This is a genomic window from Burkholderia sp. SCN-KJ, from assembly GCF_024656005.1.
GTDB lineage: Bacteria > Pseudomonadota > Gammaproteobacteria > Burkholderiales > Burkholderiaceae > Burkholderia.
Map to the genome: position 1 here is coordinate 45,467 of NZ_JANKOG010000008.1, position 25,130 is coordinate 70,596.

24 protein-coding genes are annotated in these 25,130 nt (G+C 68.9%); 11 read left to right on the forward strand and 13 right to left on the reverse strand.

Annotated elements, in window-relative coordinates:
* Positions 1 to 45 precede the first annotated feature (45 nt).
* Together ilvN and NQV17_RS15075 are read right to left on the reverse strand one after the other, a co-directional pair.
* Positions 46 to 537: an acetolactate synthase small subunit gene (gene ilvN, locus NQV17_RS15070; RefSeq protein ID WP_034207977.1), complete on the reverse strand. Its 492-nt coding sequence runs from the start codon at positions 535 to 537 to the stop codon at positions 46 to 48.
* Between the two features lie 112 nt (positions 538 to 649).
* On the reverse strand, positions 650 to 2,413 hold the full coding sequence (locus NQV17_RS15075) for an acetolactate synthase 3 catalytic subunit (RefSeq protein ID WP_044844674.1): 1,764 nt from the start codon (positions 2,411 to 2,413) through the stop codon (positions 650 to 652).
* A gap of 352 nt (positions 2,414 to 2,765) precedes the next feature.
* Here NQV17_RS15075 and NQV17_RS15080 point away from each other — a divergent pair, with 352 nt between their 5' ends.
* The 11 genes from NQV17_RS15080 (at position 2,766) to NQV17_RS15130 (ending at position 12,324) form a co-directional block, all read left to right on the forward strand.
* The gene (locus NQV17_RS15080; RefSeq protein ID WP_040144687.1) at positions 2,766 to 3,329 is read left to right on the forward strand and encodes an RNA polymerase sigma factor; all 564 of its coding nucleotides are present in this window, start codon (positions 2,766 to 2,768) and stop codon (positions 3,327 to 3,329) included.
* Positions 3,326 to 3,751, forward strand: a complete 426-nt coding sequence (locus tag NQV17_RS15085) for a DUF3619 family protein (protein WP_257772864.1) — start codon at positions 3,326 to 3,328, stop codon at positions 3,749 to 3,751. The genes NQV17_RS15080 and NQV17_RS15085 overlap by 4 nt, the downstream gene beginning before the upstream one ends.
* A 30-nt stretch (positions 3,752 to 3,781) precedes the next feature.
* The gene (locus NQV17_RS15090; protein ID WP_257772865.1) at positions 3,782 to 4,543 is read left to right on the forward strand and encodes a DUF3106 domain-containing protein; all 762 of its coding nucleotides are present in this window, start codon (positions 3,782 to 3,784) and stop codon (positions 4,541 to 4,543) included.
* Positions 4,544 to 4,549: 6 nt separating this feature from the next.
* Positions 4,550 to 5,062: an RDD family protein gene (locus NQV17_RS15095; RefSeq protein WP_257772866.1), complete on the forward strand. Its 513-nt coding sequence runs from the start codon at positions 4,550 to 4,552 to the stop codon at positions 5,060 to 5,062.
* Positions 5,063 to 5,353: 291 nt separating this feature from the next.
* A complete protein-coding gene (locus NQV17_RS15100; protein ID WP_044844678.1) occupies positions 5,354 to 6,292 on the forward strand; it encodes a UDP-2,3-diacylglucosamine diphosphatase in 939 nt (312 codons plus the stop codon).
* A gap of 30 nt (positions 6,293 to 6,322) precedes the next feature.
* Positions 6,323 to 7,357 carry a glycosyltransferase family 1 protein gene (locus NQV17_RS15105; protein ID WP_044844679.1) on the forward strand — a complete coding sequence of 345 codons (1,035 nt, stop codon included), beginning with the start codon at positions 6,323 to 6,325 and terminating at the stop codon, positions 7,355 to 7,357.
* Complete coding sequence (locus tag NQV17_RS15110; protein WP_044844680.1) at positions 7,354 to 7,890, forward strand: diacylglycerol kinase; 537 nt, start codon at positions 7,354 to 7,356, stop codon at positions 7,888 to 7,890. Before NQV17_RS15105 ends, NQV17_RS15110 begins: the two co-directional genes overlap by 4 nt.
* 192 nt (positions 7,891 to 8,082) lie before the next feature.
* Entirely contained in the window at positions 8,083 to 8,838 is a 756-nt protein-coding gene (locus tag NQV17_RS15115; RefSeq protein ID WP_044844681.1) for a TetR/AcrR family transcriptional regulator, read from the forward strand.
* A complete protein-coding gene (locus NQV17_RS15120) occupies positions 8,835 to 9,416 on the forward strand; it encodes a TIGR00730 family Rossman fold protein (protein WP_044844682.1) in 582 nt (193 codons plus the stop codon). The genes NQV17_RS15115 and NQV17_RS15120 overlap by 4 nt, the downstream gene beginning before the upstream one ends.
* 22 nt (positions 9,417 to 9,438) lie before the next feature.
* Positions 9,439 to 10,200, forward strand: a complete 762-nt coding sequence (locus NQV17_RS15125) for an SDR family oxidoreductase (protein ID WP_257772867.1) — start codon at positions 9,439 to 9,441, stop codon at positions 10,198 to 10,200.
* A gap of 228 nt (positions 10,201 to 10,428) precedes the next feature.
* Complete coding sequence (locus NQV17_RS15130) at positions 10,429 to 12,324, forward strand: glycosyltransferase family 39 protein (RefSeq protein ID WP_257772868.1); 1,896 nt, start codon at positions 10,429 to 10,431, stop codon at positions 12,322 to 12,324.
* 93 nt (positions 12,325 to 12,417) lie between these two features.
* Here NQV17_RS15130 and NQV17_RS15135 read toward each other — a convergent pair whose 3' ends face one another.
* The 11 genes from NQV17_RS15135 to kdpB all read right to left on the reverse strand — a co-directional run bounded on the left by NQV17_RS15135 (position 12,418) and on the right by kdpB (position 25,130).
* A complete protein-coding gene (locus NQV17_RS15135; RefSeq protein WP_257772869.1) occupies positions 12,418 to 13,035 on the reverse strand; it encodes a DUF924 family protein in 618 nt (205 codons plus the stop codon).
* Positions 13,032 to 13,763 carry an alanyl-tRNA editing protein gene (locus NQV17_RS15140; RefSeq protein WP_257772870.1) on the reverse strand — a complete coding sequence of 244 codons (732 nt, stop codon included), beginning with the start codon at positions 13,761 to 13,763 and terminating at the stop codon, positions 13,032 to 13,034. Before NQV17_RS15140 ends, NQV17_RS15135 begins: the two co-directional genes overlap by 4 nt.
* Before the next feature lie 104 nt (positions 13,764 to 13,867).
* Positions 13,868 to 14,278 (reverse strand): group II truncated hemoglobin, encoded by a 411-nt coding sequence (locus NQV17_RS15145; RefSeq protein WP_044844686.1) that lies wholly within the window; start codon positions 14,276 to 14,278, stop codon positions 13,868 to 13,870.
* Between the two features lie 42 nt (positions 14,279 to 14,320).
* The gene (locus NQV17_RS15150; protein ID WP_257773021.1) at positions 14,321 to 16,825 is read right to left on the reverse strand and encodes an ABC transporter permease; all 2,505 of its coding nucleotides are present in this window, start codon (positions 16,823 to 16,825) and stop codon (positions 14,321 to 14,323) included.
* A gap of 107 nt (positions 16,826 to 16,932) precedes the next feature.
* Entirely contained in the window at positions 16,933 to 17,550 is a 618-nt protein-coding gene (locus NQV17_RS15155) for a DUF4126 domain-containing protein (RefSeq protein WP_257772871.1), read from the reverse strand.
* 221 nt (positions 17,551 to 17,771) lie between these two features.
* The gene (gene sugE, locus NQV17_RS15160) at positions 17,772 to 18,092 is read right to left on the reverse strand and encodes a quaternary ammonium compound efflux SMR transporter SugE (protein WP_124612514.1); all 321 of its coding nucleotides are present in this window, start codon (positions 18,090 to 18,092) and stop codon (positions 17,772 to 17,774) included.
* 181 nt (positions 18,093 to 18,273) lie between these two features.
* A complete protein-coding gene (locus tag NQV17_RS15165; RefSeq protein WP_044844690.1) occupies positions 18,274 to 18,558 on the reverse strand; it encodes a DUF333 domain-containing protein in 285 nt (94 codons plus the stop codon).
* 157 nt (positions 18,559 to 18,715) lie between these two features.
* Complete coding sequence (gene kdpE, locus NQV17_RS15170; protein ID WP_040127870.1) at positions 18,716 to 19,414, reverse strand: two-component system response regulator KdpE; 699 nt, start codon at positions 19,412 to 19,414, stop codon at positions 18,716 to 18,718.
* Entirely contained in the window at positions 19,407 to 22,250 is a 2,844-nt protein-coding gene (locus NQV17_RS15175; RefSeq protein ID WP_257772872.1) for a sensor histidine kinase KdpD, read from the reverse strand. The genes kdpE and NQV17_RS15175 overlap by 8 nt, the downstream gene beginning before the upstream one ends.
* A gap of 162 nt (positions 22,251 to 22,412) precedes the next feature.
* The gene (gene kdpC / locus NQV17_RS15180; protein ID WP_257772874.1) at positions 22,413 to 22,994 is read right to left on the reverse strand and encodes a potassium-transporting ATPase subunit KdpC; all 582 of its coding nucleotides are present in this window, start codon (positions 22,992 to 22,994) and stop codon (positions 22,413 to 22,415) included.
* A gap of 24 nt (positions 22,995 to 23,018) precedes the next feature.
* Entirely contained in the window at positions 23,019 to 25,130 is a 2,112-nt protein-coding gene (kdpB, locus tag NQV17_RS15185) for a potassium-transporting ATPase subunit KdpB (RefSeq protein ID WP_257772875.1), read from the reverse strand.

Consider the following 25,130-nt stretch of genomic DNA (forward strand, 5'->3'; position numbering starts at 1 on the left):
GGGACATGACGGCGCACCCGGCGTGCCTCTTTGGCAATTTCGGCATCACACCTTCAGGATGCGCTCGCCGCGTCCGATGCCGGAGCTGCCGGTACGCACGGTCTCTAGGATCGCGGTGGCGTCCAGCCCCTGGATGAATGCGTCGAGCTTGTCGCTCGCGCCCGTCAATTCGATCGTGTAGGTCTTTTCGGTCACGTCGATGATGCGGCCGCGGAAAATGTCCGACATCCGCTTCATTTCTTCGCGCTCCTTGCCCACTGCACGTACCTTGATCAGCATCAGCTCGCGTTCGATGTGTGCACCGTCGGTCAGGTCCACCACTTTCACCACCTCGATCAGGCGGTTCAGATGCTTCGTGATCTGTTCGATCACGTCGTCGGAGCCAATGGAAACGATGGTGAGCCGCGACAGCGATTGGTCTTCGGTCGGCGCCACCGTCAAGGTTTCGATGTTGTAGCCGCGTGCGGAAAACAGACCGACCACGCGCGACAGCGCGCCCGGTTCGTTTTCCAGCAGGACGGAAATGATGTGTCTCATGTTCGCTTCTTCCAGAATGTGTCCGTGTCGATTCACTCGCGCCGCGCGCCGCCCGGTGCCGCACCGCCCTTCGTGAAGGCGGCCGCTCCCGGCCTGGACGCGCGTCGCGCCGTTACAGATCTTCCGATCCGAGCAGCATCTCGGTGATGCCCTTGCCGGCCTGTACCATCGGCCAGACGTTTTCGGTCGGATCGGTCTGGAAGTCGAGAAACACGGTGCGGTCCTTCAGGCGCAGCGCTTCCTTCAGCGCCGGCTCCACATCCGAGGTCTTTTCGATCCGCATGCCGACATGGCCGTACGCTTCGGCGAGCTTCACGAAGTCGGGCAGCGCATCCATGTACGAATGCGAATAGCGCTTGCTGTATTCGATCTGCTGCCACTGGCGGACCATGCCGAGATAGCGGTTGTTCAGCGAAATGATCTTCACGGGCGTGTCGTACTGCAGGCAGGTCGACAGTTCCTGGATGCACATCTGGATCGAGCCTTCGCCCGTGATGCACAGCACGTCGTCGTCCGGGTGCGCCATCTTGACGCCCATCGCTGCCGGCAGGCCGAAGCCCATCGTGCCGAGGCCGCCGGAGTTGATCCAGCGACGCGGCTTGTTGAAACGGTAGAACTGCGCAGCCCACATCTGGTGCTGGCCGACGTCCGAGCACACGAACGCGTTGCCGTCCGTCAGCTCCCACGCCTTCTCGACCACGTACTGCGGCTTGATGATCTCGCTGTCGCGGTCGAACTTCAGGCAGTCTTTCGCGCGCCAGCTTTCGATGTCCTTCCACCATTGCGCGAGCGCGTCGGTGTCGGGGCCGTGCTCGGCCGTCTGCAGCTGTTCGATCAGCTCCTTCAGCACTTCCTTCACGTCGCCGACGATCGGGATGTCGACCTTCACGCGCTTCGAGATCGACGACGGGTCGATGTCGATGTGGATGATCTTGCGCGGACGCGACGCGAAGTGCGCCGGGTCGCCGATCACGCGGTCGTCGAAGCGGGCGCCGATCGCGATCAGCACGTCGCAGTGCTGCATCGCCATGTTCGCTTCGTAGGTGCCGTGCATGCCGAGCATGCCGAGGAATTTCTTGTCCGACGCGCGATAGCCGCCGAGGCCCATCAGCGTGTTCGTGACCGGGTAGCCGAGCAGGTCGGCGAACTGGTTCAGTTCGCGTGCCGCGTCGGCGAGGATGATGCCGCCGCCCGTGTAGATATAGGGACGCTTCGCCGACAGCAGCAGCGACACGGCCTTGCGGATCTGGCCCGAATGGCCCTTCGTGACGGGGTTGTACGAACGCAGCGACACGCTCTTGACCGGCTCGTACTGGCACGGCGTCTTCGAGATGTCCTTCGGGATGTCGATCAGCACCGGGCCCGGACGGCCGGTGCGGGCGATGTAGAACGCCTTCTTGACGGTTTCCGCGAGGTCGCGCACGTCCTTCACAAGGAAGTTGTGCTTCACGCACGGACGCGTGATGCCGACCGTATCGCATTCCTGGAACGCGTCCTGGCCGATCGCGGCAGTCGGCACCTGGCCGCTGATCACGACCATCGGGATCGAATCCATGTAGGCCGTCGCGATGCCGGTCACCGCATTGGTGACACCGGGGCCGGACGTCACGAGACAGACGCCGACATTGCCGGTGGAACGCGCATACGCATCGGCTGCGTGCACGGCCGCCTGTTCGTGGCGCACCAGCACGTGCTGAATCTTGTCCTGCTTGTAAAGCTCGTCGTAGATGTAGAGTACCGAGCCGCCGGGGTAGCCCCAGATGAATTCGACGTTCTCGTCGGCCAGTGCCTTCATGAGCACGGTGGCGCCGATGGAGTCGCTATCGGGAGGGGAAAGGGGTTCCGACGTGGAGAATTCCGCGCTGGGCATGTTCATTTTGACCTTTCGAATTTTCGGCAAAAAATTGATCGGGTGCTCTCTGCCGGGCTTGTGGCTCGGGTTCAAGCGGCGCGTCCAGTTTGAAGGGCGGGCTTCTTGGGCCAGCCTCAAATGAGACCATCACTTCATGTTGCGAATCGCTGACGATAGCGGGTCATGATTGGGTCGTCAAGCAAAATATCCCGCAGCGCATCATGCGCCCCGCCCGGCGGGCCGCGGACGCGGCTCGCATGCAACGTGGCGAGCCGCAACCGGTGCCAAGTCGCGCGAAAATTTGTTAGCATCCGCGGGTTTTACGAAATTTTTCGACCTTTCACACGCCGCAGTCCGCAGCGCATACCTTTACGGAATGGCATCAGACAAGGAACTCGCCGACTTTCTGGCGGGCGTCGAAAGGCGCGCGTTCAAGCAGGCTGCGTACGCCGTGCGTGACGACGATGCGTCGCTCGACATCGTGCAGGACGCGATGATCAAGCTGGCGGAGAAATACGGCGACCGGCCGGCGGCCGAACTGCCGCTGCTGTTCCAGCGGATCCTGCAGAACGCGATCCACGACTGGTTCCGCCGGCAGAAGGTCCGCAATACCTGGGTCACGCTGTTCTCGTCGCTCAACAATACGGACGACGAGGACTTCGATCCACTGGAAACGCTCGAGTCAGCGGACGACAATGCAGGTGTCGAGAGCACCGAGCACCGCCTCGAGCGGGAGCAGGTTCTGGCCCTGATCGACGAAGAAATCCAGAAACTTCCGACGCGTCAACGGGAAGCGTTCCTGATGCGTTATTGGGAAGATATGGATGTCGCCGAGACTGCCGCCGCAATGGGGTGCTCCGAAGGCAGCGTCAAGACGCACTGCTCGCGAGCCACCCATGCCCTGGCGCAAGCGCTCAAGGCCAAAGGAATCACGCTATGAGCTCCGCTCCCGTAAATCGAGAACACGAATTCGCGCTGAAGGTCCGCCGCGCACTGGACGAACGTGCCGCGGCGCTGCCTGCCGCGACCACCGATCGTCTGGCCGTCGCGCGCCGGGCCGCGCTCGCGCGCAAGAAGCCGGAAGCCGCCACCGCGCCGGTGTTCGTGCCCGCCTTCGCCGGTGCCGCCGCCGCATCCGGCACGCCGCCCGCGAGCCGCCCGCAGACGTCGTTCGCGCGCCGCCTGCTGCGCGCGTGGCCGCTCGCGCTGCTGCTCGCGGGGCTCGTCGGCATCGCGTACTGGGAAGACATGCAGCGCACCGCCGAACTCGCCGACATCGACGCGGCGATGCTCAGCGACGACCTGCCGCTCAACGCGTATCTCGATCACGGGTTCAACGCGTATCTTTCGCACACACGCTAACAAACAGACAATAACGAGGGGATCGCACGGGTGAGTCAGAAACGCGGCCTGGCCGTATTTTTCGGATGCGTGATCGCGATCGCCATTTCCTACGTCGCCACCTATTCCCGATTCAACCCGCCCCCCGCGACGGTCTCCGCCGCGGCCAGCAGCGCGCCCGCGCCGACCTCGGCCGCAGCCGGCCTGACCACCGAACTCGCCCCGCTGCCCCTGCCGCTGCCGGCCGCCAACGGCCCGCTGTCGTGGGCGCGCCTGACACCCGCACAACGCGCGGCACTCGCGCCGTTCGCCGATCAGTGGGATGGCTTCAGCGATGCGCGCAAGCGCAAATGGCTGAAGATCGCGTCCCGTTTCGCGAAATTGACGCCCGATGAGCAGAAGCACCTGCAGGACAGGATGTCCGAATGGGCGCGGATGACGCCCGAGCAGCGCCGCGTCGCGCGCGAGAATTACCAGAGCGCAAAGGAGCTTTCCGCGCAGGCGCGCGAGCGCGCATGGAAGGCCTACCAGCAACTGCCCGAAGAACAGAAGCAGCGCCTCGCCGCGACCGAGCGCCGGCGCCGGCCGAGCGTCGTCAGCGCGCCGCCGACCGTCGCCGACCGCGACGTGCGCCGTCTCGTCAATTCGCACGAGCATCCGGCGAGCACCCCTGTTGCGGTACCGGCGCCCGCATCGGCCGGCGCCGGCGCGCCGCCGGTGACCGCATCGGCCACGTCCGGCACCGCCCCCGCACCCGCGACCGTCACGCCCGTGTCGCCGGCCGACGCGCCGTCGATGTTCAAGGGTTCCTGACCCGCCGTGGCAAGCGCCCCCGCACCCAAGGCCCCGGCCGTCGCCGCCGCGCCGTCCGTGCGGCGGCGCCTCGCGGCGATGCTGTACGAAGCCGTGCTGCTGTTCGGCGTCGTATTCTTCGCCGCCCTCGCCTTCAGCCTCGCGACGCAGCAGCGCAACGGCCTCGTCCATCACAACCTGCTCGCCGCGTGGATCACACTCGTCGTCGGCGCGTACTTCGTCTGGTTCTGGACCCATGGCGGCCAGACGCTGCCGATGAAGACCTGGCGGCTGCGGCTCGAATCGTCGAGCGGCCGGCCGCTGAACGCCGGCCACGCGCTCGTCCGCTACGCGCTCGGCTGGCTGTGGTTCCTGCCGCCGCTCGCGCTGCATCCGCTCCTCGGCCTGTCGGTGCCCGTCACGCTCGCGCTCGCCGCCGCGTGGATCGTCGTATGGGCCGGCGCCGCCCGCCTGCATGCCGATCGCCAGTTTCCGCACGACCGCATCGCCCGCACGCGCGTCGTCGCGATTCCGCGCTGACCGCGCGGTTCGCGTGATCGCGGGACGGCTTCGTGCATTCGTGCATCCGTGCATCCGTGCATCCGTGCATCCGTGCATTCATCAGATAAAACCCCTCGAAACCGCCCGCACGCCCGCCCCGCGCGGCTTCCACGGTAACCGCAGGCCGGTCGGTTCGGCAGGTTACGCAACGCCGCCACGTTCACTGCTAAACACGCCGCGACGACAGTAATAAGAACGTCTCGTGACTGTCACGGCATGGTCACGCCCGCATGGCGCAATGCCGGTAATGTCAACCGGCGCGAGTCATGCATGGGCCAGAAAACGTCCGCGACCTCCCTGTTCCGTCAACCGCTCGGCGCCCGCGCCGTCACCGCCTTCCTGTCCGGCTCGGCCGCAACCGATGCCCTTTCGCCGCACGAACCGGCGGCCGCACACGTCACGCAGCGCGACGACCCCGAGCCGTCCACCCATCGCTACCGCACGATCTGGCTGTCCGACATCCATCTCGGCTCGAGCGGCTGCCAGGCGCCCTACCTGCTCGATTTCCTGCGCCACAACGATTCGGAATACCTGTACCTCGTCGGCGACATCATCGACGGCTGGCAGCTGAAGAAAGGCTGGTACTGGCCGCAGGCGCACAACGACGTCGTGCAGAAGGTGCTGCGCAAGGCGCGCAAGGGCACGCAGGTCGTCTACATCCCGGGCAACCACGACGAAGGCGCGCGGCAGTTCTGCGATCTCGCGTTCGGCGACATCCAGGTGCGCGGCGAGGCGTTCCACACGACGCTCGCCGGCAAACGTTTGTGGATCGTGCACGGCGACCTGTTCGACGGCGTGATCCAGCACGCGAAATGGCTCGCGTATCTCGGCGACACGCTCTACACGCTGATCCTCGTGCTGAACCGCTGGTTCAACCGGATCCGCAGCCGGCTCGGGTTCCAGTACTGGTCGCTGTCGCAGTACCTGAAGCACCAGGTGAAGAACGCGGTGAACTTCATCTCGCAGTTCGAGACCGTGATGACCGACGAGGCGCGCCGCCGCGGCTGCGACGGCGTCGTGTGCGGGCACATCCACAAGGCGGAGATCCGCGACATCGACGGCGTGCTGTACTGCAACGACGGCGACTGGGTCGAGAGCCTGTCCGCGCTCGTCGAGACGATGGAAGGCGAACTGAAGGTCGTCTACTGGACGGCGATGCGCACCGCGCCGTCCGCCGCCCCGTCGCGCAAGGCCAAGGCCACTGCCTGACACAACTCCACTTACAGGACACATGCCGCGATGAAGATCATGATCGTCACCGACGCGTGGGAACCGCAGGTCAACGGCGTCGTGCGCACGCTGAAGAGCACCACCCGTGAACTCACCGCGCTCGGCCACCGGGTCGAAATGCTGACGCCGCTGGAATTCCGCACGGTGCCCTGCCCGACCTACCCCGAGATCCGCCTGTCGATCCTGCCGTACCGCAAGCTGCGCGCGCGGATCGATGCGTTCGCACCCGATGCGCTGCACATCGCGACCGAGGGCCCGCTCGGCCTCGCCGCGCGACGCTATGCGCGCGCGCGCAAGCTGCCGTACACGACCGCGTATCACACGCGCTTTCCGGAATACGTGCAGGCGCGCTTCGGGATTCCGCTGTCGGCGACCTACAAGTTCCTGCACTGGTTCCACGGGCCGTCGCTCGCGGTGATGGCGCCGACCCCGGTCGTGAAACAGGACCTCGAGAAATTCGGCTTCACGAACGTCGTGCTGTGGACGCGCGGCGTCGATCTCGACATCTTCCGGCCGATGGAGTCGAAGGTGCTCAACACCGCCCGGCCGATCTTCCTGTACGTGGGCCGCGTCGCGATCGAGAAGAACGTCGAGGCGTTCCTGCGCCTCGACCTGCCCGGCTCGAAGTGGGTCGCGGGCGAAGGCCCGGCGCTCGCCGAGCTGAAGTCGCGCTACCCGGAAGCGAACTATCTTGGCGTACTGTCGCAAGCCGAGCTCGCCAAGGTGTATGCTGCGGCCGACGTGTTCGTGTTCCCGAGTCGCACCGACACGTTCGGCCTCGTGCTGCTGGAGGCGCTCGCGTGCGGCACGCCGGTCGCCGCCTACCCCGTCACGGGCCCGATCGACGTGCTCGGCGGGGGCGCTGCCGGCGCAATGCACGAAGACCTGCAGGAAGCCTGCCTGGAGGCGCTGAAGATCGAACGCGAGACGGCCCGCGCGTGGGCCGAACGCTTCTCGTGGCGCGCGGCGTCCGAGCAGTTCGCGTCGCATCTGAAGCCGCTGCCGAAGACTGCGTACTCGCCCGCCGAAGGTGCCGCCGTTTGAAACGAGACCTGAACGACAAGACCCCGTCCCCTGCCATCACGGCGCCACTGCATCGTCCGTTCGACGAAGAAGAGCCGCACGCCGACGCGGACGTGCACCCGCACGAACCGCTCGGCCCCGACGATCGCCTGGCGCCGCTGCCGCCGAACCCGTACAAGCGCCACCGCGGCATCACGCGCGCGTGGTACGCGCTCAAGCATTCGCTGAACGGGTTTCGCGTCGCGATCCGCGAGGAGAGCGCGTTTCGCCAGGAACTCACGCTCGCCGCGCTGATGCTGCCGATCGGTGCGTTCTCACCGGTCCCCGCCGCATCGCGCGCGCTGCTGATCGCGTCGGTGCTGCTCGTGCTGATCGTCGAGCTGCTGAACTCGAGCGTCGAGGCCGCGATCGACCGCATCTCGCTCGAGCGCCACGAATTGTCGAAGCGCGCGAAGGACCTCGGCAGCGCGGCGGTCACGGTCGCGCTGTTCGCGTGCGTGACGACGTGGGGCTTCGTGCTCGGGCCGGTGATCGCCCGCTGGCTCGGCTTCTAGCAACCCCCGCGCCGCCGCCCGCGTGCGGCGGCGCACCATGCGCGGAACGCATCGCGATCACGAAATGCGCCCGATGCAAGGAAACCGCGGTTTATAATCGTCCGCCAGACTTAGAACAGCAACCCGCGCCGGACGAATCCCGCAGCATCGATTGCAGCGCCCGCCAGTCCGGCACACACAGGGCCGGACGACATGGAAGCGAAACCTCCCCGCCGCACCCGCGAACGGATTCTCGAGTTGTCGTTGAAACTCTTCAACGAGATCGGCGAGCCGAACGTCACGACCACGACGATCGCCGAGGAAATGGAAATCAGTCCAGGCAACCTGTACTACCATTTCCGCAACAAGGACGACATCATCAACAGCATCTTCGCGCAGTTCGAGCAGCAGATCGAACGGCGGCTGCGCTTCCCCGAAGATCACCGTCCGACGATCGACGAGACCTGGTCGTACCTGCAGTACATGGCCGATTTCATGTGGACCTACCGGTTCCTGTATCGCGACCTCAACGACCTGCTCGCGCGCAACCGCACGCTCGAGACGCACTTCAAGCAGATCATCAGCCACAAGGTGCGCTTCGCGCACGAGATGTGCGAACTGCTCGTGTCCGACGCCGAAATGGTCGCGACGCCCGCCGAGATCGAAGTCATCGCCACCAACATGGCGGTGATCTCGACGTACTGGCTGTCGTATCAGTACGTGATGCACCCGCGCAAATACAACGACCAGGACGCGATCCGCGAAGAGCTGCACCAGGTCAGCATGCACGTGATCTCGATCATGGCCCCGTACCTGCGCGGCCGTTCGCGCCAGCTGTTCGACGATCTCGTCTCCGGCAAGCTGCCCAAGCGCCAGTTCACCGACTACCTGCCGCCGCGCGACGGTTCGCCGCGCCCCGCGGGCAGCCCGGTCGCCGCCAAGCCCGCCGCGAAGGATACGAAACAATGAAGGCAGTCTGTGTTTACTGCGGCTCGTCGTCCGGCGTGCGGCCCGTCTATGCGGACGCCGCGCGCGCATTCGGCCGCGCGCTCGTCGATGCGGGCCTCACGCTCGTCTACGGCGGCGGCCGCGTCGGTTTGATGGGCGTGATCGCCGATGAAGTGATGGCGGCCGGCGGCCGTGCGGTCGGCGTGATCCCCGAGTTGCTCGTCGACAAGGAAGTCGGCCATACCGGGCTGTCCGAACTGCACGTCGTACCCGACATGCACCACCGCAAGAAGATGATGGCCGACCTGTCCGACGCGTTCGTCGCGATGCCCGGCGGCGCCGGCACGCTCGAGGAATTCTTCGAGGTCTATACGTGGGCGCAGCTCGGTTATCACCGCAAGCCCGTCGCGCTGTACAACATCGATTCGTTCTACGATCCGTTGATCGCGCTGCTGCGCCATACGGTCGACGAAGGCTTCATGCGCCCGGCCTACTTCGACGCGCTGTGCATCGACGCCGAACCGGTCGCGCTGATCGAACAGCTGCGCCGCTACCAGCCGCTCGCCCAGGACAAGTGGGCAACCGACGCGGCCAAGTAACCTTCATCAGGAGCCGCACGCGATGCCCGCACCGTCCGAGCGCAAGGCTGTCCTCATCACCGGCGCGAGCCGCGGCATCGGCCGCGCGACCGCCGTGCTCGCGGCCGGGCGCGGCTGGGACGTCGGCATCAACTACGCGCGCGACGCGGCGGCCGCCGAACTGACCGCGCAAGCCGTTCGCGACGCCGACGCGCGCGCGTGCGTCGTCGCCGGCGACGTCGCGAACGAAGCGCACGTCATCGCGATGTTCGATACGGTCGCGACCGCGTTCGGTCGCCTCGACGCGCTCGTCAACAATGCGGGGATCGTCGCGCCGTCGCTGCCGCTCGCCGACATGCCGGTCGAACGGCTGCGGCGGATGTTCGACACCAACGTGCTCGGCGCCTACCTGTGCGCGCGCGAAGCCGCGCGCCGGCTGTCCACCGATCGCGGCGGGCGCGGCGGCGCGATCGTCAACGTGTCGTCGATCGCGTCCCGGCTCGGCTCGCCGAACGAGTACGTCGACTACGCGGGCTCGAAGGGTGCGGTCGATTCGCTGACGATCGGCCTCGCGAAGGAACTCGGCCCGCACGGCGTACGCGTCAACGCGGTGCGCCCCGGCCTGATCGAGACGGAAATCCACGCGAGCGGCGGCCAGCCGGGCCGCGCGGCACGCCTCGGCGCGCAGACGCCGCTCGGCCGCGCCGGCGAAGCGCAGGAGATCGCGGAAGCGATCGTCTGGCTGCTCGGCGACGCGGCGTCTTACACGACGGGCGCCCTGCTCGACGTCGGCGGCGGCCGGTAATCCCGCCCCAAAAGGCGGAAAAACGGCCGACCGTGGCCGTCCGTGGTCACGACACCACAAATCTCCACAATATCGCGGCTGTTTCAGTAAACATCCGTAACGGTTCCGTGTTCTACTAGCGCCAAGCCAAAAACGGCCGGTCATCCGGCTGTCATTTCGCCTCGATGCGACCCTTATTGGTCCCGGCCCATGTCGCCGGACCGGCTTGACCCGACCGAGATCTTTTCCATGCCAGGAACCGCAGCGCCCGGCCGGCGACGCACGGCCGTGCCCGCTTCGGCCGCGCACGCACGCTCAGCCGCCGATCCCAACCTCAGCGCGACACTCGATGGCGCCGGCACGCCTGCCGTGGCCGGCGCCGCCGCACCGAACGCCACCCGCGATCGCGTCCTCCGGCTCGGCTGGCGCGTCTGGCTGCTGGTTGCCGCGCTGGTGTGCGCGTATACGCTGCCGGGCGTGCTCGGCCACGATCCGTGGAAGCAGGACGAAACCTATACGTTCGGCATCATCCAGCACATGCTCGAGACGGGCGACTTCGTCGTGCCGACCAGCGCCGGCCAGCCGTTCATGGAAAAGCCGCCGCTCTACGCATGGGTCGCGACGAGCCTCGCGTGGCTGCTGCAGCGGGTGATGCCGCTGCACGACGCGGCACGGCTCGCGAGCGCGCTGTTCGCGGCGCTCGCGTTCGGCTTCATCGCTCGCGCGGCCCGCAGTGCCGGCCGGGCCGACAGCTGGCTCGACCTGCGCGTGATCGGCCCCGTCGTGCTGAGCGCGGGCACGCTCGTCGTCATCAAGCACGTGCACGACATGATGACGGACGTCGCGCTGTTCGCCGGCACCGCAATGGGCTTCTGCGGCCTGCTCGAGCTCGTGATGCGGCACGTCGCGCAGGCGCGGCAGATGCGGCACGGGCTGCCGGTGCGGCCGTCCGGCCGCTGGGCCGCGCCGCTCTTCGGCGCGGGTGTCGGCATCGCGCTGATGGCGAAGGGGCTGTTCGTGCCGCTCGTGTTCGCGGCCACGCTCACGGGCGCGCTGGTGCTCTACCCCGCCTGCCGTACGCGCGCATTCGCACGCTCGCTCGGCGTCGCCGCGCTGGTGTTCGCACCGTTCGCGCTCATCTGGCCGACCGCGCTGTTCCTGCGTTCCGAGACGCTGTTCATGACGTGGTTCTGGGACAACAACGTCGGCCGCTTCTTCGGTTTCTCGGTGCCGGAACTCGGCGCGGAAAATGACAAGCCGTTCTTCATCCTGCGTGCGTTCCTGCTGCTCGGCTTCCCGGTCGCGCCGCTCGCGATCGTCGCGCTGGCGCGCGGCGCATGGCGCGACTGGCGCACGCCGCGCATCGCGCTGCCCGTGCTGTTCGCCGGGATCGGCCTGGCGGTGCTGCAAGTGTCCGCGACCTCGCGCCAGCTCTACATCCTGCCGTTCTTCGCGCCGCTCGCGCTGGTCGCCGCGCAGGCGATCGAACGCCTGCCGCGCGGGCTGCATCTCGCATGGGACTACCTGAGCCGCCTGCTGTTCGGCACCGTCGTCGCGCTCGCGTGGATGATCTGGGCGGTCATGGCCGATCCCGGTGCATCGCGCGCGAACCTCGCGGTGCTCGGCCGCTGGCTGCCGCTCGACTGGACCATGCCGATCGTGCCCGGGCTCGTGATCGGTGCGCTCGCGCTGACGGTCGGCTGGTTGTCGCTGCTGCCGAAGCTGCGCACGACCGGCCTGTGGCGCGGCGCGCTGTCGTGGGGCGCAGGCGCGCTGGTTGCGTGGGGTCTCGTTTATACGCTGCTGCTGCCGTGGCTCGACGTCGCGAAGAGCTACCGATCGGTGTTCGACGACCTGAACGCGCATCTCGCGCTCGAGTGGAGCGACGGCGACTGCATGGCGAGCCTGCACGGGCTCGGCGAATCGGAAGCGCCGATGCTGTACTACTTCTCCGGTATCCAGCACACGCCGATCGACGACGCGAAGACGACGCGCTGCACGTGGATGATCGTCCAGGGCGTGCGGGCCGTGGATCCGGCGCCGGGCAGCGAATGGAAACTGTTCTGGACCGGCGCCCGCCCCGGCGACGACGAGGAACTGCTGCGCGTCTACGTGCGCACGCCCGAAGCGCACGAAACGAAGTAATGCAAGGCGGCGCCGCGAAACGGCGCCGTCGTCATTTCCGCAAGACCAGGCAAGCGGCGCGCGAGCGCGGCTTCATGCCCACCACCCCGCCCGTCAAAACGACGAACCGGGCTCGCGCAGGAATGCCGCCTCCGCATCGGTCGATGCACGGCCGAGAATCGCGTTCCGGTGCGGGAAACGACCGAAGCGCTCGACCACGGCCGCATGACGCAACGCGAAGTCGTGATAGCTCGCACACCCGGCCTCGCCGCGAATGCCCGCGCACAGGCGCACGGCCTCGCGCTGGCTCGCGTCCGACTCGTCATGTTCGAACGGCAGGTACGCAAACGCGCGGTGATGGCCGCTCGGCAACTGCGCGTCCCACCCGGCCGCGACGACGCGCCGCGCGAGCGCCAGCGCCTTCGGATCGGCGGCGAACGCGCGCGGCGTGCCGCGGTGAATGTTGCGCGAGAACTGGTCGAGGACCACGATCAGCGCGAGCGCGCCGAGCGGCGTGTCGGCCCAGCGATCGCAGGCGCCGTCGCACGCGGCGTCGAGCAACGCGCCGTAGCGCGTACGCAGCACGTCGTCGAACGCCGCGCCGCCGTTGAACCACACCTTGCGCGCGTGGCCGAACGCCGCCGAATCCGGTTCGCCGAACCAGAAATCGAGAATCTCGCGTGCTTGCGGATCGAGCGCCGCGGCGCTGTCCGTCAGGTTGTCGATCGTCATGCAAACTCCAGCACGAGGCGCCGTGTCCGCGCACTCTTCTTTTCAAGTCTGGCGACCCGCAGGTCGCCGATTTCCGACGTATTGCGCACATGCGTGCCGCCGCACGGCTGCAGATCGACGCCTTCGATGCGCAGCAGCCGCACGCGGCCCAGCCCCAGCGGCGGCTTCACGCTCATCGTGCGCACGAGTTCGGGGCGCTCGGCCATCTCCGCGTCGGTGATCCATTCGGTCGTGACCGCATGCGCGCCGTTGACCAGTTCCGCGAGACGGCGCTCGACGTCGACGCGGTCGATCGTGTCGGACGTCGCGAAATCGAGCCGCACGTAGTCGGCCGTCACGCTGCAGCCGTCGACCGGGTAAGGCAGCACCGCGCACATCAGGTGCGCGGCCGTATGCAGCCGCATGTGCCGGTAGCGGCGCAGCCAGTCGATATCCGCGACCACGCGCGCGCCGGGTGCGAGCGCCGCGACGCGCGCTTCCTGGCCCGCCTCGGGCACGTGCACGGCATCGTCGGGGGTTGCGCCTTCGAACTTCGCCTTGCGCGTGTCGACGATCGCGATCGTGCTGCCGTCGGGCAGCGTCAGCGCGCCGCTGTCGCCGGCCTGCCCGCCGCCGAGTGGATAGAACACGGTGCGGTCGAGCCGGATGCCGTCTTCGCCGACGGCCGTGACGACGGCCTCGCATTGCGTCAGATAGGCATCGTCGCGAAACAGGGCCTGGGTCATCATCGGGCGAGCCTCGTATCGATGGGGAAGCGACCAGTGTCGCGCCGCACCGCGCCGGCCGCCCAGACGCAGTTCGCCCGGCGTCCGGACAGCGGCGTACCGGTCGATCAACCGGGCCGGTTGCGCATCCAGTCGGCCGTGTCGTAGAACGAATGCATGAGCCGTTCGCGCAGCGGCTCGGGCAGCCCGACGTCCTCCATCGCCCACGCCATGCAGCGCAGCCACTGATCGCGCTCGACCGACGCGATCGGGAACGGCAGGTGCCGGGCGCGCAGCCGCGGATGGCCGAACCGGCTGATGTAGTGATCGGGGCCGCCGAGCCAGCCGCACAGGAACCAGAACAGCTTGTCGCGCGAGCCGTCGAGCGACGCCGGATGCAGCGCGCGAATCTCCGCGAACTCGGGCTCGAGGTCCATCAGGTCGTAAAAGCGGTCCACCATCTCGCGCACGCGGGCTTCGCCGCCCACGAGCTCGAACGCCGTCGGCTGCGACGGCGCTTCATCATTCACATCGGTCATACGGATAATCGGAAACGGGATAGTCGGGGCCGCCGGCGACGCTCAGGCGTCGCGCAGCGACTGCAGCGCCGGGCGCCGCAACACATTATGCAGGCTCAGCCAGCCGGCCGCACCGGCGCACGCGACGCCGGCCGCGATGCCGGCCGGCACGAGCCACGGATCGACGGCGAGCCGGAACTCGAACACGCGCGACGCGAGCACCCAGCCGACCGCGATCGCCCCCGCCGCAGCCAGTGCGCCGGCCAGCGCGCCGACGACGATGAATTCCGCGCGCTGCACCGCATTGACCTGCGCGCGCGACGCGCCGAGCGCGCGCAGCAGCGCGGCCTCGCGCACGCGCTCGTCGCGCGAGCCGGCCAGCGCCGTGTACAGCACCAGCACGCCCGCCGCGAGCGTGAACGCAAACAGGAACTGCACCGCGCCGACGACCTGCAGCATCATCCTTTGCAGCTGCGCGAGGATCGGCGCGATGTCGATCGCGGTCAGGTTCGGGTAGCGCGCGATCAGCGGATCGAGCAGCGCCGCCTGCTCGGCCGGCAGGTGGAAGCTCGTCAGGTAGACGGCCGGGAAATCCTTCAGCACCGGCGGCGGCATCAGCACGAAGAAGTTGACGCGGAACGTGCCCCAGTCGAGCTTGCGCACGCTGGTGACCGGCGCATCGACCGTCAGCCCCGTCACGTCGAAGCGCAGCGTGTCGCCGGGCTTCACGTTCAGCGTCTGCGCCAGCCCGGCCTCGATCGAGATCTGCGGGCTGGCCGAATTGCCGAACCAGTCGCCTGCGACGATCCGGTTGTCGGGCGGCAGCTGGGTCGTATACGACAGGTTGAACTCTCGGTCGACGAGCCGGCGCGCCTCGTCGGACGGATATGCGTCCGGGTTCACCGGCTTGCCATTGATCGCGACGAGCCGGCCGCGCACCGTCGGCGCGGGCACCGCATCGCGCACGCCGTGCGCGGCGAGCCACGCCGCGACGTCGTCGCGCTGGTCGGGCTGGATGTCGATCAGGAACTGGTTCGGTGCATCTGGCGGCATCGACTGCCGCCAGCCGGCGACGAGATCGTTGCGCGTGATCGCGATCAGCAGCAGGCACATCAGGCCCAGCGCGAGCGCCGTGATCTGCAGCGCGCTCGCCGTGCCGCGCCGGTGCAGCGACGCGAGCGCATAGCGCCAGCCGATGCCCGCCGCCACGCGCGCATCGCGCACCGCGCGCGCCGCCGCGTACAGCACGAGCCGCGCGATCAGCGAGAACCCGACCAGGGCGCCGGCGAACCCGCCCGTGACGATCAGCCCGAGCTTCAGGTTGCCCGCCGCGACGATCAGCAGCCCCGCGAACAGCACGACGCCGAGCGCATACGCGGCCCACGCGGTGCGCGACGCGTCGCCCCAGTCGCGCCGCAGCACGCGCACCGGCGGCACGCGCGTGAGCGGCGCGAGCGGCGGCAACGCGAAGCCGAGCAGCAGCACGAGCGCGGTGCCGATGCCGACGAGCGCGGGCCACAGCGTCGGCGGCGGCAGCGCGACGTCGATCAGGCCGCCGAGCGCCGCCAGGAGCGCCCAGTGGCCGCCGTAGCCGAGCGCCGCGCCGGCGACGCCCGAGACGATACCGAGGCCCGCGAATTCGAGCGCGAACAGCGCGCCGAGCGTGCGCCGGCTCACGCCGAGGCAGCGCATCGTCGCGCAGCCGTCCAGATGGCGCCGCATGTAGCGCTGCGCGGCCATCGCGATCGCGACCGCCGCGAGCAATGCGGTCAGGAGCGCGACGAGCGTCAGGAAATGGCGCGCGCGATCGAGCGTCTGGCGCACCTGCGGCTGGCCTTCCTGCAGCGATTCGAGACCGACGCCGCGCAGCTTGCCGCCGTCGACGCGCCCATGCGCATAGGCCTCGAAGCGCGCGATGGCCGCCGGGTCGCCGGCGACCAGCAGCCGGTACGTGACGCGGCTGCCGTAGCCGGTGAGCCCGGTCGCGGCAAGCTCGTCCGCGCGCATCATCAGCCGCGGCGAGAAATTGACGAACGAGAAGCCTCGATCGAGTTCGCGGGCGATCGACGCGGCGACCGTGAACGTGCGCAACCCGACACGCACGGTATCCCCCGCCTTCAGATGCAATGCATCGAGCAGCGCGGGATCGGCCCACACGGTGCCGGGCGCGGGAATCGCGGCCGCCTTGTGCGCGGCGGCGGCGCCCGCCGGCACGATCTCGACCGCGCCGCGCAGCGGATAGCCGGGCGACACGGCCTTCACGGCCGCGAGGCGCGCGGGTGCCGCGTCGCTCGCCTGCCGGCCGGCGGCCGACGCGATCATGCTCGGGAAGATCGCGGTCGTTGCAGTGCGCAGGCCGAGCGCGCGCGCCTCGCGATCGAACGACGGATCGACGGGATGGTCGGCACGCACGACGAAATCGGCGCCGAGCATCTGGCGCGCGTCGCGCTCGAGCCCCTGGCGCAACCGGTCGGCGAGGAAACCGACGCTCGTCAGCGCGGCGACCGCGAGCACCAGCGCGAGCACCAGCAGCGTCAGTTCGCCGGCACGCCAGTCGCGTGCGGTCATCCGTGCGGCCTGGCGGATCAGGTCGTGCCAGCCGAAGCGGCCGGCATGGCCGGGCCGCCGGGCCGGCGAAGGGTCAGGATGCTGCCGCTCGGCGGATGACGGCGCCTTCAATCGCGCTTGCCCCCGATCGAGTTGAGCCGCGACACCATGTGGTTCGCCATCCCGCGGAAGCCGCCCGAAACGCCGCGCCACAGACGCGGCAGCGCCCAGGCCGACGCCGCGATGAACGCCGCGAGCAGCACGAGGAACGCGAGCGGAACGAAGAACGCGAGTGCGAGGCCGCCGAACACGAGGCCGTCTTCGGTGGACGATGCGATCCAGTTCGAGATCGGCTCGGGAGACAGGTTGATCAGCGCGCGCGTGCCGGCCTTCGCGACGTGCGCGGCACCGGCGAGCGAACCGCCGGCCAGCCCGGCGACCGCGAGCACGGTCGGGTCGGCATGGCCGAGCGCACCGGCGGCCAGCACCGCGCCGGCCGGAATGCGGATGAAGGTGTGGACCGCGTCCCACAGCGAATCGAACGCGGGAATCTTGTCGGCAAGGAATTCGGTGACGGCGAGCACGGCGGCGGCGCCGATGACCCACGGCGACGTCAGGACCGCCAGCGTGTCGGGCAGATGGAGCCAGCCGACCCGCGCGAGCACGCCGGCGATCAGCACCGTCAGGTAAAGGCGCAGCCCGCTCGCCCACGCGAGCCCCGCGCCGAGCGAAATGGCTTCGATCATGGCCCTCTCCTTGCACTTTCCGTGCGCTTGCCGATTGATCGGATCGAGTCGGTATGACCGGCCGCGCGGCGCGTGGCAACCGGTGCCGCCTGCCGGGAACGGCGCAGCGGCATTCAGGCCCGAATGCGTTCCATTATAGACAGGCTGGCAGGCGGGCCGCCGCAATTCCGCGGTGCGTCACGGCCGGGCGCGAGCGCCGGCCGGCGCCCGGCGCGTCGGCGTCAGGCAGCCGACGACAGCTTCAGGCCGATCAGCCCGAGCACGATCAGCGATGCGCTCGCGACGCGGGCGGCGGTGAGCGCCTCGCCCATCATCACGATCCCGAACACGAACGCGCCGACCGCGCCGATGCCCGTCCATACCGCATACGCGGTGCCGAGCGGCAACTGGCGCATCGCGACCGCGAGCAGCCCGAAGCTGGCGAGCGCCGCCACGATCGTCAACACCGACGGCCCGAGCTTCGTGAAACCCTCGGACGATTTCATGCCGGCCGCCCAGGCCACTTCCAGCAAACCGGCGATCAACAACCATACCCACGCCATCTCGACGTACTCCGGATCGGATGGGGCCGTCCCCGTTGAAGCGAATGGCCCGGGGTCGTCCCCGGGCGGCGCCGAGTATAACAAGACGCTTACGGGCATGCCGGATGCGCCGGCCGGGGGCGAACGGAGGGATCGCTGCGACGCATGGCCCGCGCGCCGCCGCCCGGCCGTGTGCCCGGTCTCAGTTCGACACGCGTTTGGCGCCGCCGCCGCCGACGCAGCGGTCGTCGCGGTACAGCGCCCATTCGTCGCACACCCGGCCGTCCTTGAACACGCACATGCCGACCTGCCCGCTCGACAGGTTGCGGATCACGTGGCGGCCGCCGAGCTTCTCGCAGTTGACCGACGCGGGATTGGCGAGCGCCTGTTGCGGCGCCGAAGGCTGCTGCCCGGGCGGCAGCGGCTGGGCAAACGCGCCGGGCGCAGCGAGCGCCAGCGCACAGATGACGACCAGACGGACGGACATTGCACGCTCCTCGATTTTGTTCGCGGAACGGTCAGCATAGCGGGGAATCCGTGGCCGGTGTGCGCGGCCCGCGCATGCGGCGGCAATGTCGCGCCGAAGCAACTTCACCGGCGTGCGGCCTTGCATTCCGGCCGCATCGCGCGGCATCCCGCGGACGTCACGCGGCGCCGACGAGCCGGTAGCCGACGCCCGTTTCGGTGACGATATGCTCGGGCTGCGCGGGATCGCGCTCGAGCTTCTGGCGCAGGTGCGCCATGTAGATGCGCAGATAGTGATGGCTCTCGACGTGCGACGGCCCCCACACGTCGCGCAGCAGCTGGCGATGCGTGAGCACGCGCCCCGCGTGCCGCACGAGCGTCGCGAGCAGCCGGTACTCGAGCGGCGTCAGGTGCACGATCTCGCCGTCGCGCCACACCTGGCGCAGCGCGAGATCGACGCTCACCGTGCCGAAGCTCACCTTCGGCGACTCGTTCGCGCCGCCCTGGTTGCGCCGGCGCAGCTGCGCGCGGATCCGCGCGCGCAGCTCGGACACGCCGAACGGCTTGGTCAGGTAGTCGTCGGCGCCGGCATCGAGCGCGGCGACCTTCTCCTCTTCCTGGGTGCGCGCGGACAGCACGATCACCGGCACCTCGGACCAGCCGCGCAACTCGCGGATCACGTCGAGGCCGTCGGTGTCGGGCAGGCCGAGGTCGACGATCACGAGATCGGGCTTGCGGGTCGCCGCGTCGATCAATCCCTGCTTGCCCGTCTCCGCCTCGAACACGGCGATGTCCTCCTCTTCGAGCGCGGCGCGCACGAAGCGGCGGATCTGTTTTTCGTCCTCGATCAGGACGACGGTCAGGCTCGGTTCACTCATGGTCTGGCAATGGCTCGGAGGGAGACGACGCGCCGGGCACGTCGATTTCGTCGTCGGGTACGGCAGGCACGGCCGGCGGCGTGTCGACCGGCAGCGTGAACCAGAAGCGCGCGCCCGTCACGCGGCCGTCGGGCGCGGTACGGTTGAGCGCGCCGATTCTACCGCCATGCGCCTCGACGATCGCGCGGCAGATCGCGAGGCCGAGACCGATGCCCGGTGTCGCCGATTCCTTTTCGCCGCGCGTGAACTTGTCGAAGATCCGCGTTTCCATCCCGGCCGGCAGGCCCGGGCCGTGATCGTCGACGTGCACGCGCACGAAGGGCTGGCCGTCGTCGGTCACGCGTTCGGCGCCGATGTCGATCGGCGCGTCGGCCGGTGTGTACTTCGCCGCGTTCTCGAACAGGTTGGTGAACAGCCGCTCCATCAGCACCGCGTCCATCTGCAGGAGCGGCAGGTCGGCCGGCAGCGACACGCGCGCCGGATGGCGCGCGAGCACGCGCTTGCACGCGGCGAGCGCGGCGCCGACGGTTTCCTCGAGCAGCGACCACTGGCGCTTGAGCTGCAGGCTGCCGGCCTGCAGCCGCGCCATGTCGAGCAGGTTGGTGACGATGCCCGTCATCCGCAGCGCCTCGTCGTGGATCGCGTCGACCAGCTCGCCCTCGCGCTGCGCGAAGCGTTCGGCCGCCGCGGCGTCGCCGTCCTGCGCGGCCGCGCGACCGTTCGCGAGCATCGACGAAAAGCCGACGATCGTCGTGAGCGGCGTGCGCAGGTCGTGCGAGATCGCCGACAGCAGCGAGTTGCGCAGCCGCTCGGATTCCATGTTGACGAGCGCGTCGCGCGCGATCTCGACGTAGTGCACGCGCTCGAGCGCGAGCGCGATCTGCGCGGCGAACGCATCGAGCATCCGCAGCTGCTCGGGCACCTCGAGCTCGCGCGGCTCGCGCGACGCGACCGCGAGCACGCCGCGCGTGCGCATCGGCGCCTTCAGCGGCAGGTACAGCGCGGCGGCGGCAGGCAGCGTGTCGGTGCCGCGGCCGGCCGGCTTCTGCTGGTCGTACACCCACTGGCCGACGTCGCTGTCGAGATCCGCGCCCGTCAGCGTGACGGCCGCGTCGGGTTCCTCGATCTTCTGCCGCACCTGGTCCGCGCTGTCGGGCAGCAGGAACGCGACGCGCGCGCGGAACACCTCGCCCACGTGGCGGCTGCCGATCTCGACGATCTGCTCGGTCGTCAGCGCCGCGCCGAGTTCGCGCGCCATCGCGTAGATCGCGCCGGTGCGGCGCTCGCGGCGCTGCGCGATGCTCGCCTGGCGCGTCAGCGTCGACGTCAGGTGGCTGATCACGAGCGACGTCAGCAGCATCCCGAAGAAGGTCAGCAGGTACTGCGTGTCGCTGACCGAGAACGACATGCGCGGCGGCACGAAGAAGAAATCGAACGCGGCGACCGACAGGAACGACTGCAGCACGCCCGGGCCGCGCCCGAGCCGCACGGCCGAGAACACGACGCCGAGCAGGTACAGCATCACGAGGTTCGTGAGGTCGAGCCGCTCGGACACGACGCTCGCGACACCGGTGATCGCCGCGCAGATCGCGGCGGCGTACAGGTAGTGGCGCGGCGGCGAACGCCGCAACCCGAATTGCGCGAACGCGTCGCGCCAGTCGCGTGCGCGCGCGTCGAGCGGCGCCGCGCGCACTTCGTCGCTCGCCGATGCGCGGATCAGCATCAGGTCGACGTCGCCCGCGCGTTCGGCGAGCTGTTCGCCGAACGGCCGCGCGAAGCGGCGCGCGAGCCCGACCTTCGGCGAGCCGCCCGCGACGAGCTTCGACACGTTGCGCACCTTCGCATAGCCGATCAGCGCGGCGACCGCGTCGTCGCCCGCGAGCGTGGCCGTCTCCGCGCCGAGCTCGGCCGCGAGTTTCAACGCGTCGAGCGTGCGCTGCCGCCGCGCGTCGGGCAGCCGCTGCAGCCGCGGCGTCTCGACGTACACGGCGATCCAGTCGGCCTTCAGGCTCGCCGCGAGCCGCGCGGCCGCGCGCACGAGCGTCGGCGCCTCAGGGCCCGGCCCGACGCACACGAGCAGCCGCTCGCGCGCCTGCCAGATGCGCTGGATCGAACGGTCGGCGCGGTACTCGCGCATCTGCGCGTCGACGCGATCGGCCGTGCGCCGCAGCGCCAGCTCGCGCAGCGCGATCAGGTTGCCTTTGCGGAAGAAGTTGCGCACCGCGCGCTCGGCCTGCTGCGCGAGATAGACCTTGCCGTCGCGCATCCGCTCGAGCAGCTCCTCGGCCGGCAGGTCGACCAGCGTGACTTCGTCGGCCGCGTCGAACACGCGGTCGGGCACGGTCTCCCACACGCGGATGCCGGTGATCGCGCCGACCACGTCGTTCAGGCTTTCGAGGTGCTGGACGTTGACCGTCGTATAGACGTCGATGCCCGCGTCGAGCAGTTCGTAGACGTCCTGCCAGCGCTTCAGGTGGCGCGCGCCCTGCACGTTCGAATGCGCGAGCTCGTCGACGAGGATCAATTGCGGCGCACGCGCGAGCGCGCCGTCGAGATCGAATTCGGCGAGCGTGCGGCCGCGATACTCGATGCGCGCGAGCGGCAGCACGTCGAGGCCGTCGAGCAGTGCGGCGGTTTCGCCGCGGCCGTGGGTCTCGACGATGCCGACGACGACGTCGACGCCGTCCTGCAGCCGCTGGCGCGCGGCCTGCAGCATCGCATAGGTCTTGCCGACGCCGGCGGACGCGCCGAAGAAGATCTTCAGCTGGCCGCGCCGCTGCTTTTCTTCGTCGCGCTGCAGCTTGTCGAGGAGTTGGTCGGGATCGGGGCGGTTCATGCGTCAGGAAGGCGAAACGCGGGATGACGAACGAGTACTGTCATTGTGGTTCCAAATCGCCGCAAAAGGCAAAGACGGCGCATGCGCCGTCGACCAAGCGCGTGCGGCGCGCATCAGGCCGCGCCGCACGCCGGTTGCCGCGCCGGGAGCCCGGCCGCGCGTTCAGTGCGCGGCCTGCGCCGCGTCGAGCGCGAGGTTCAGCTTCAGCACGTTCACGCGCGGCTCGCCGAGCACGCCGAACTGGCGGCCCGTCGTGTTCGCGGCGACGAGCTGCGCGACCGCATCGGCCGTCAGGTTGCGCGCCTTCGCGACGCGCTCGACCTGGTACGCGGCGGCAGCCGGCGTGATCTCCGGATCGAGGCCGCTCGCCGACGCCGTCACGAGGTCGACCGGCACGGGCTTCGACATGTCGGTGCCCGCGTCGCGCAGCGCGGCGATGCGCGCCTTCACCTGGTCGGCGAGCGACGGGTTCAGCGGGCCGAGGTTCGAGCCGCCGGAGCCGGACGCGTTGTACGGCATCGGCGAGGTGGCCGACAGGCGGCCCCAGAAATACTTCGGCGCATCGAACGGCTGGCCGATCAGGGCGGAGCCGACCGCGCGGCCGCCCTGCTCGATCAGGCTGCCGTTCGCCTGCGACGGAAACACGGCCTGGCCGAACACGGTCATCACGGCCGGATAGGCGAGCCCCGTCACGGCGGTCAGGACGACAAAGATCACGACGAGCGGGCGAATCAACGTTTTCATGAGGGTTCCTTCAAATGCGGCGCATCAGGCCCAGCCGAGCGCGGCGAGCGTCATGTCGATCAGCTTGATGAACGGGAACGGCAGCAGCACGCCGCCGAGGCCGTACACCAGCAGGTTGCGGCGCAGCAGCGACGCGGCGCCGAGCGGCCGGTAGGTGACGCCCTTCAGCGCGAGCGGGATCAGCGCGACGATGATCAGCGCGTTGAAGATCACCGCGGACAGGATCGCGGAGGCCGGCGACGTCAAATGCATGATGTCGAGCACGCGCAGTTGCGGGTAGGTCGTCACGAACGCGGCCGGGATGATCGCGAAGTACTTCGCGATGTCGTTCGCGATCGAGAAGGTCGTCAGCGAACCGCGCGTCATCAGCATCTGCTTGCCGATCTCGACGATCTCGATCAGCTTCGTCGGGTTCGAGTCGAGGTCGACCATGTTGCCGGCCTCCTTCGCCGCCTGCGTGCCGGTGTTCATCGCCACCGCCACGTCGGCCTGCGCGAGCGCCGGCGCGTCGTTGGTGCCGTCGCCCGTCATCGCGACGAGGCGCCCCGCCGCCTGGTGCTCGCGGATCGTCGCGAGCTTGGTTTCCGGCGTCGCTTCCGCTAGGAAGTCGTCGACGCCCGCCTCCGCCGCGATCGCCGCGGCCGTCAGCCGGTTGTCGCCCGTCACCATCACGGTCTTGATGCCCATCTTGCGCAGTTCCGCGAAGCGCTCCTTGATGCCGCCCTTCACGATGTCCTTCAGCTCGATCACGCCGAGCACGCGCGCCACGCCGTCGTGCAGGTCGGCGACGACGAGCGGCGTGCTGCCGCGGCGCGCGACGTCGTCGACCGCGCGGCGCACTTCATCCGGGAAGCGGCTGCCGTGCGTTTCGACGTAGCGGCGGATCGCATCGGCCGCGCCCTTGCGGATTTCGCGAGCCGGCGCCCCGGGGGAAGTCCCCTCGGGGGACAGGTCGACGCCACTCATGCGCGTCTGCGCGGAGAAGCCGAGGAACGTCGCGTGCAGCTGCGCCATGTCGCGCTGACGGATGTTGAAGCGTTCCTTCGCGAGCACCACGATGCTGCGGCCTTCCGGCGTTTCGTCGGCGAGCGACGACAGCTGCGCGGCGTCGGCCAGCGCCTCCTCGCTCACGCCCGGCGCGGGCACGAACATCGACGCCTGGCGGTTGCCGAGCGTGATCGTGCCGGTCTTGTCGAGCAGCAGCACGTCGACGTCGCCGGCCGCTTCCACCGCGCGGCCCGACGTCGCGATCACGTTCGCCTGCATCATCCGGCTCATCCCGGCCACGCCGATCGCCGACAGCAGCCCGCCGATCGTCGTCGGGATCAGGCACACCAGCAGCGCGACGAGCGCGGTGATCGTCACTACGTGGCCGGCCTTCATCGCGTCGACCGAGAACATAGAGAACGGCAGCAGCGTCGCGGTCGCGAGCAGCATCACGATCGTCAGCGCGACGAGCAGGATCGTCAGCGCGACCTCGTTCGGCGTCTTCTTGCGCTTCGCGCCCTCGACCATCGCGATCATCCGGTCGAGGAACGCCTCGCCGGGGTTCGCGGTGACCGTCACGACGATCCAGTCGGACAGCACGCGCGTGCCGCCGGTCACCGACGAAAAGTCGCCGCCCGATTCGCGGATCACCGGCGCGGATTCGCCGGTGATCGCCGATTCGTCGACCGACGCGACGCCGTCGACGACTTCGCCGTCGGCCGGGATCACGTCGCCGGCCTCGACCAGCACGACGTCGCCTTTACGCAGGTCGGACGCGGTCGTGATGCGGATCGGCGACTTCGGATGCGGCTCGTTGAGCTTCTTCGCCATCACGTCCTTCTTCGCGCTGCGCAGCGACGCGGCCTGCGCCTTCGAGCGCCCTTCGGCGAGCGCTTCGGCGAAGTTCGCGAACAGCACGGTGAACCACAGCCACAGCGCGATCGCGAGGATGAAGCCGGCCGGCGCCTCGGCCTGGCCGGCGAGCGCCGCGATCCACAGGATCGTGGTCAGGATGCTGCCGACGTACACGCAGAACATCACCGGATTGCGGAACTGCGTGCGCGGCGTGAGTTTCTTGAACGAATCCACGATCGCCGGGCGCAGCAGCGCCGGATCGAACATGGACCGTGTTGCGGAATGTTGAGTCAT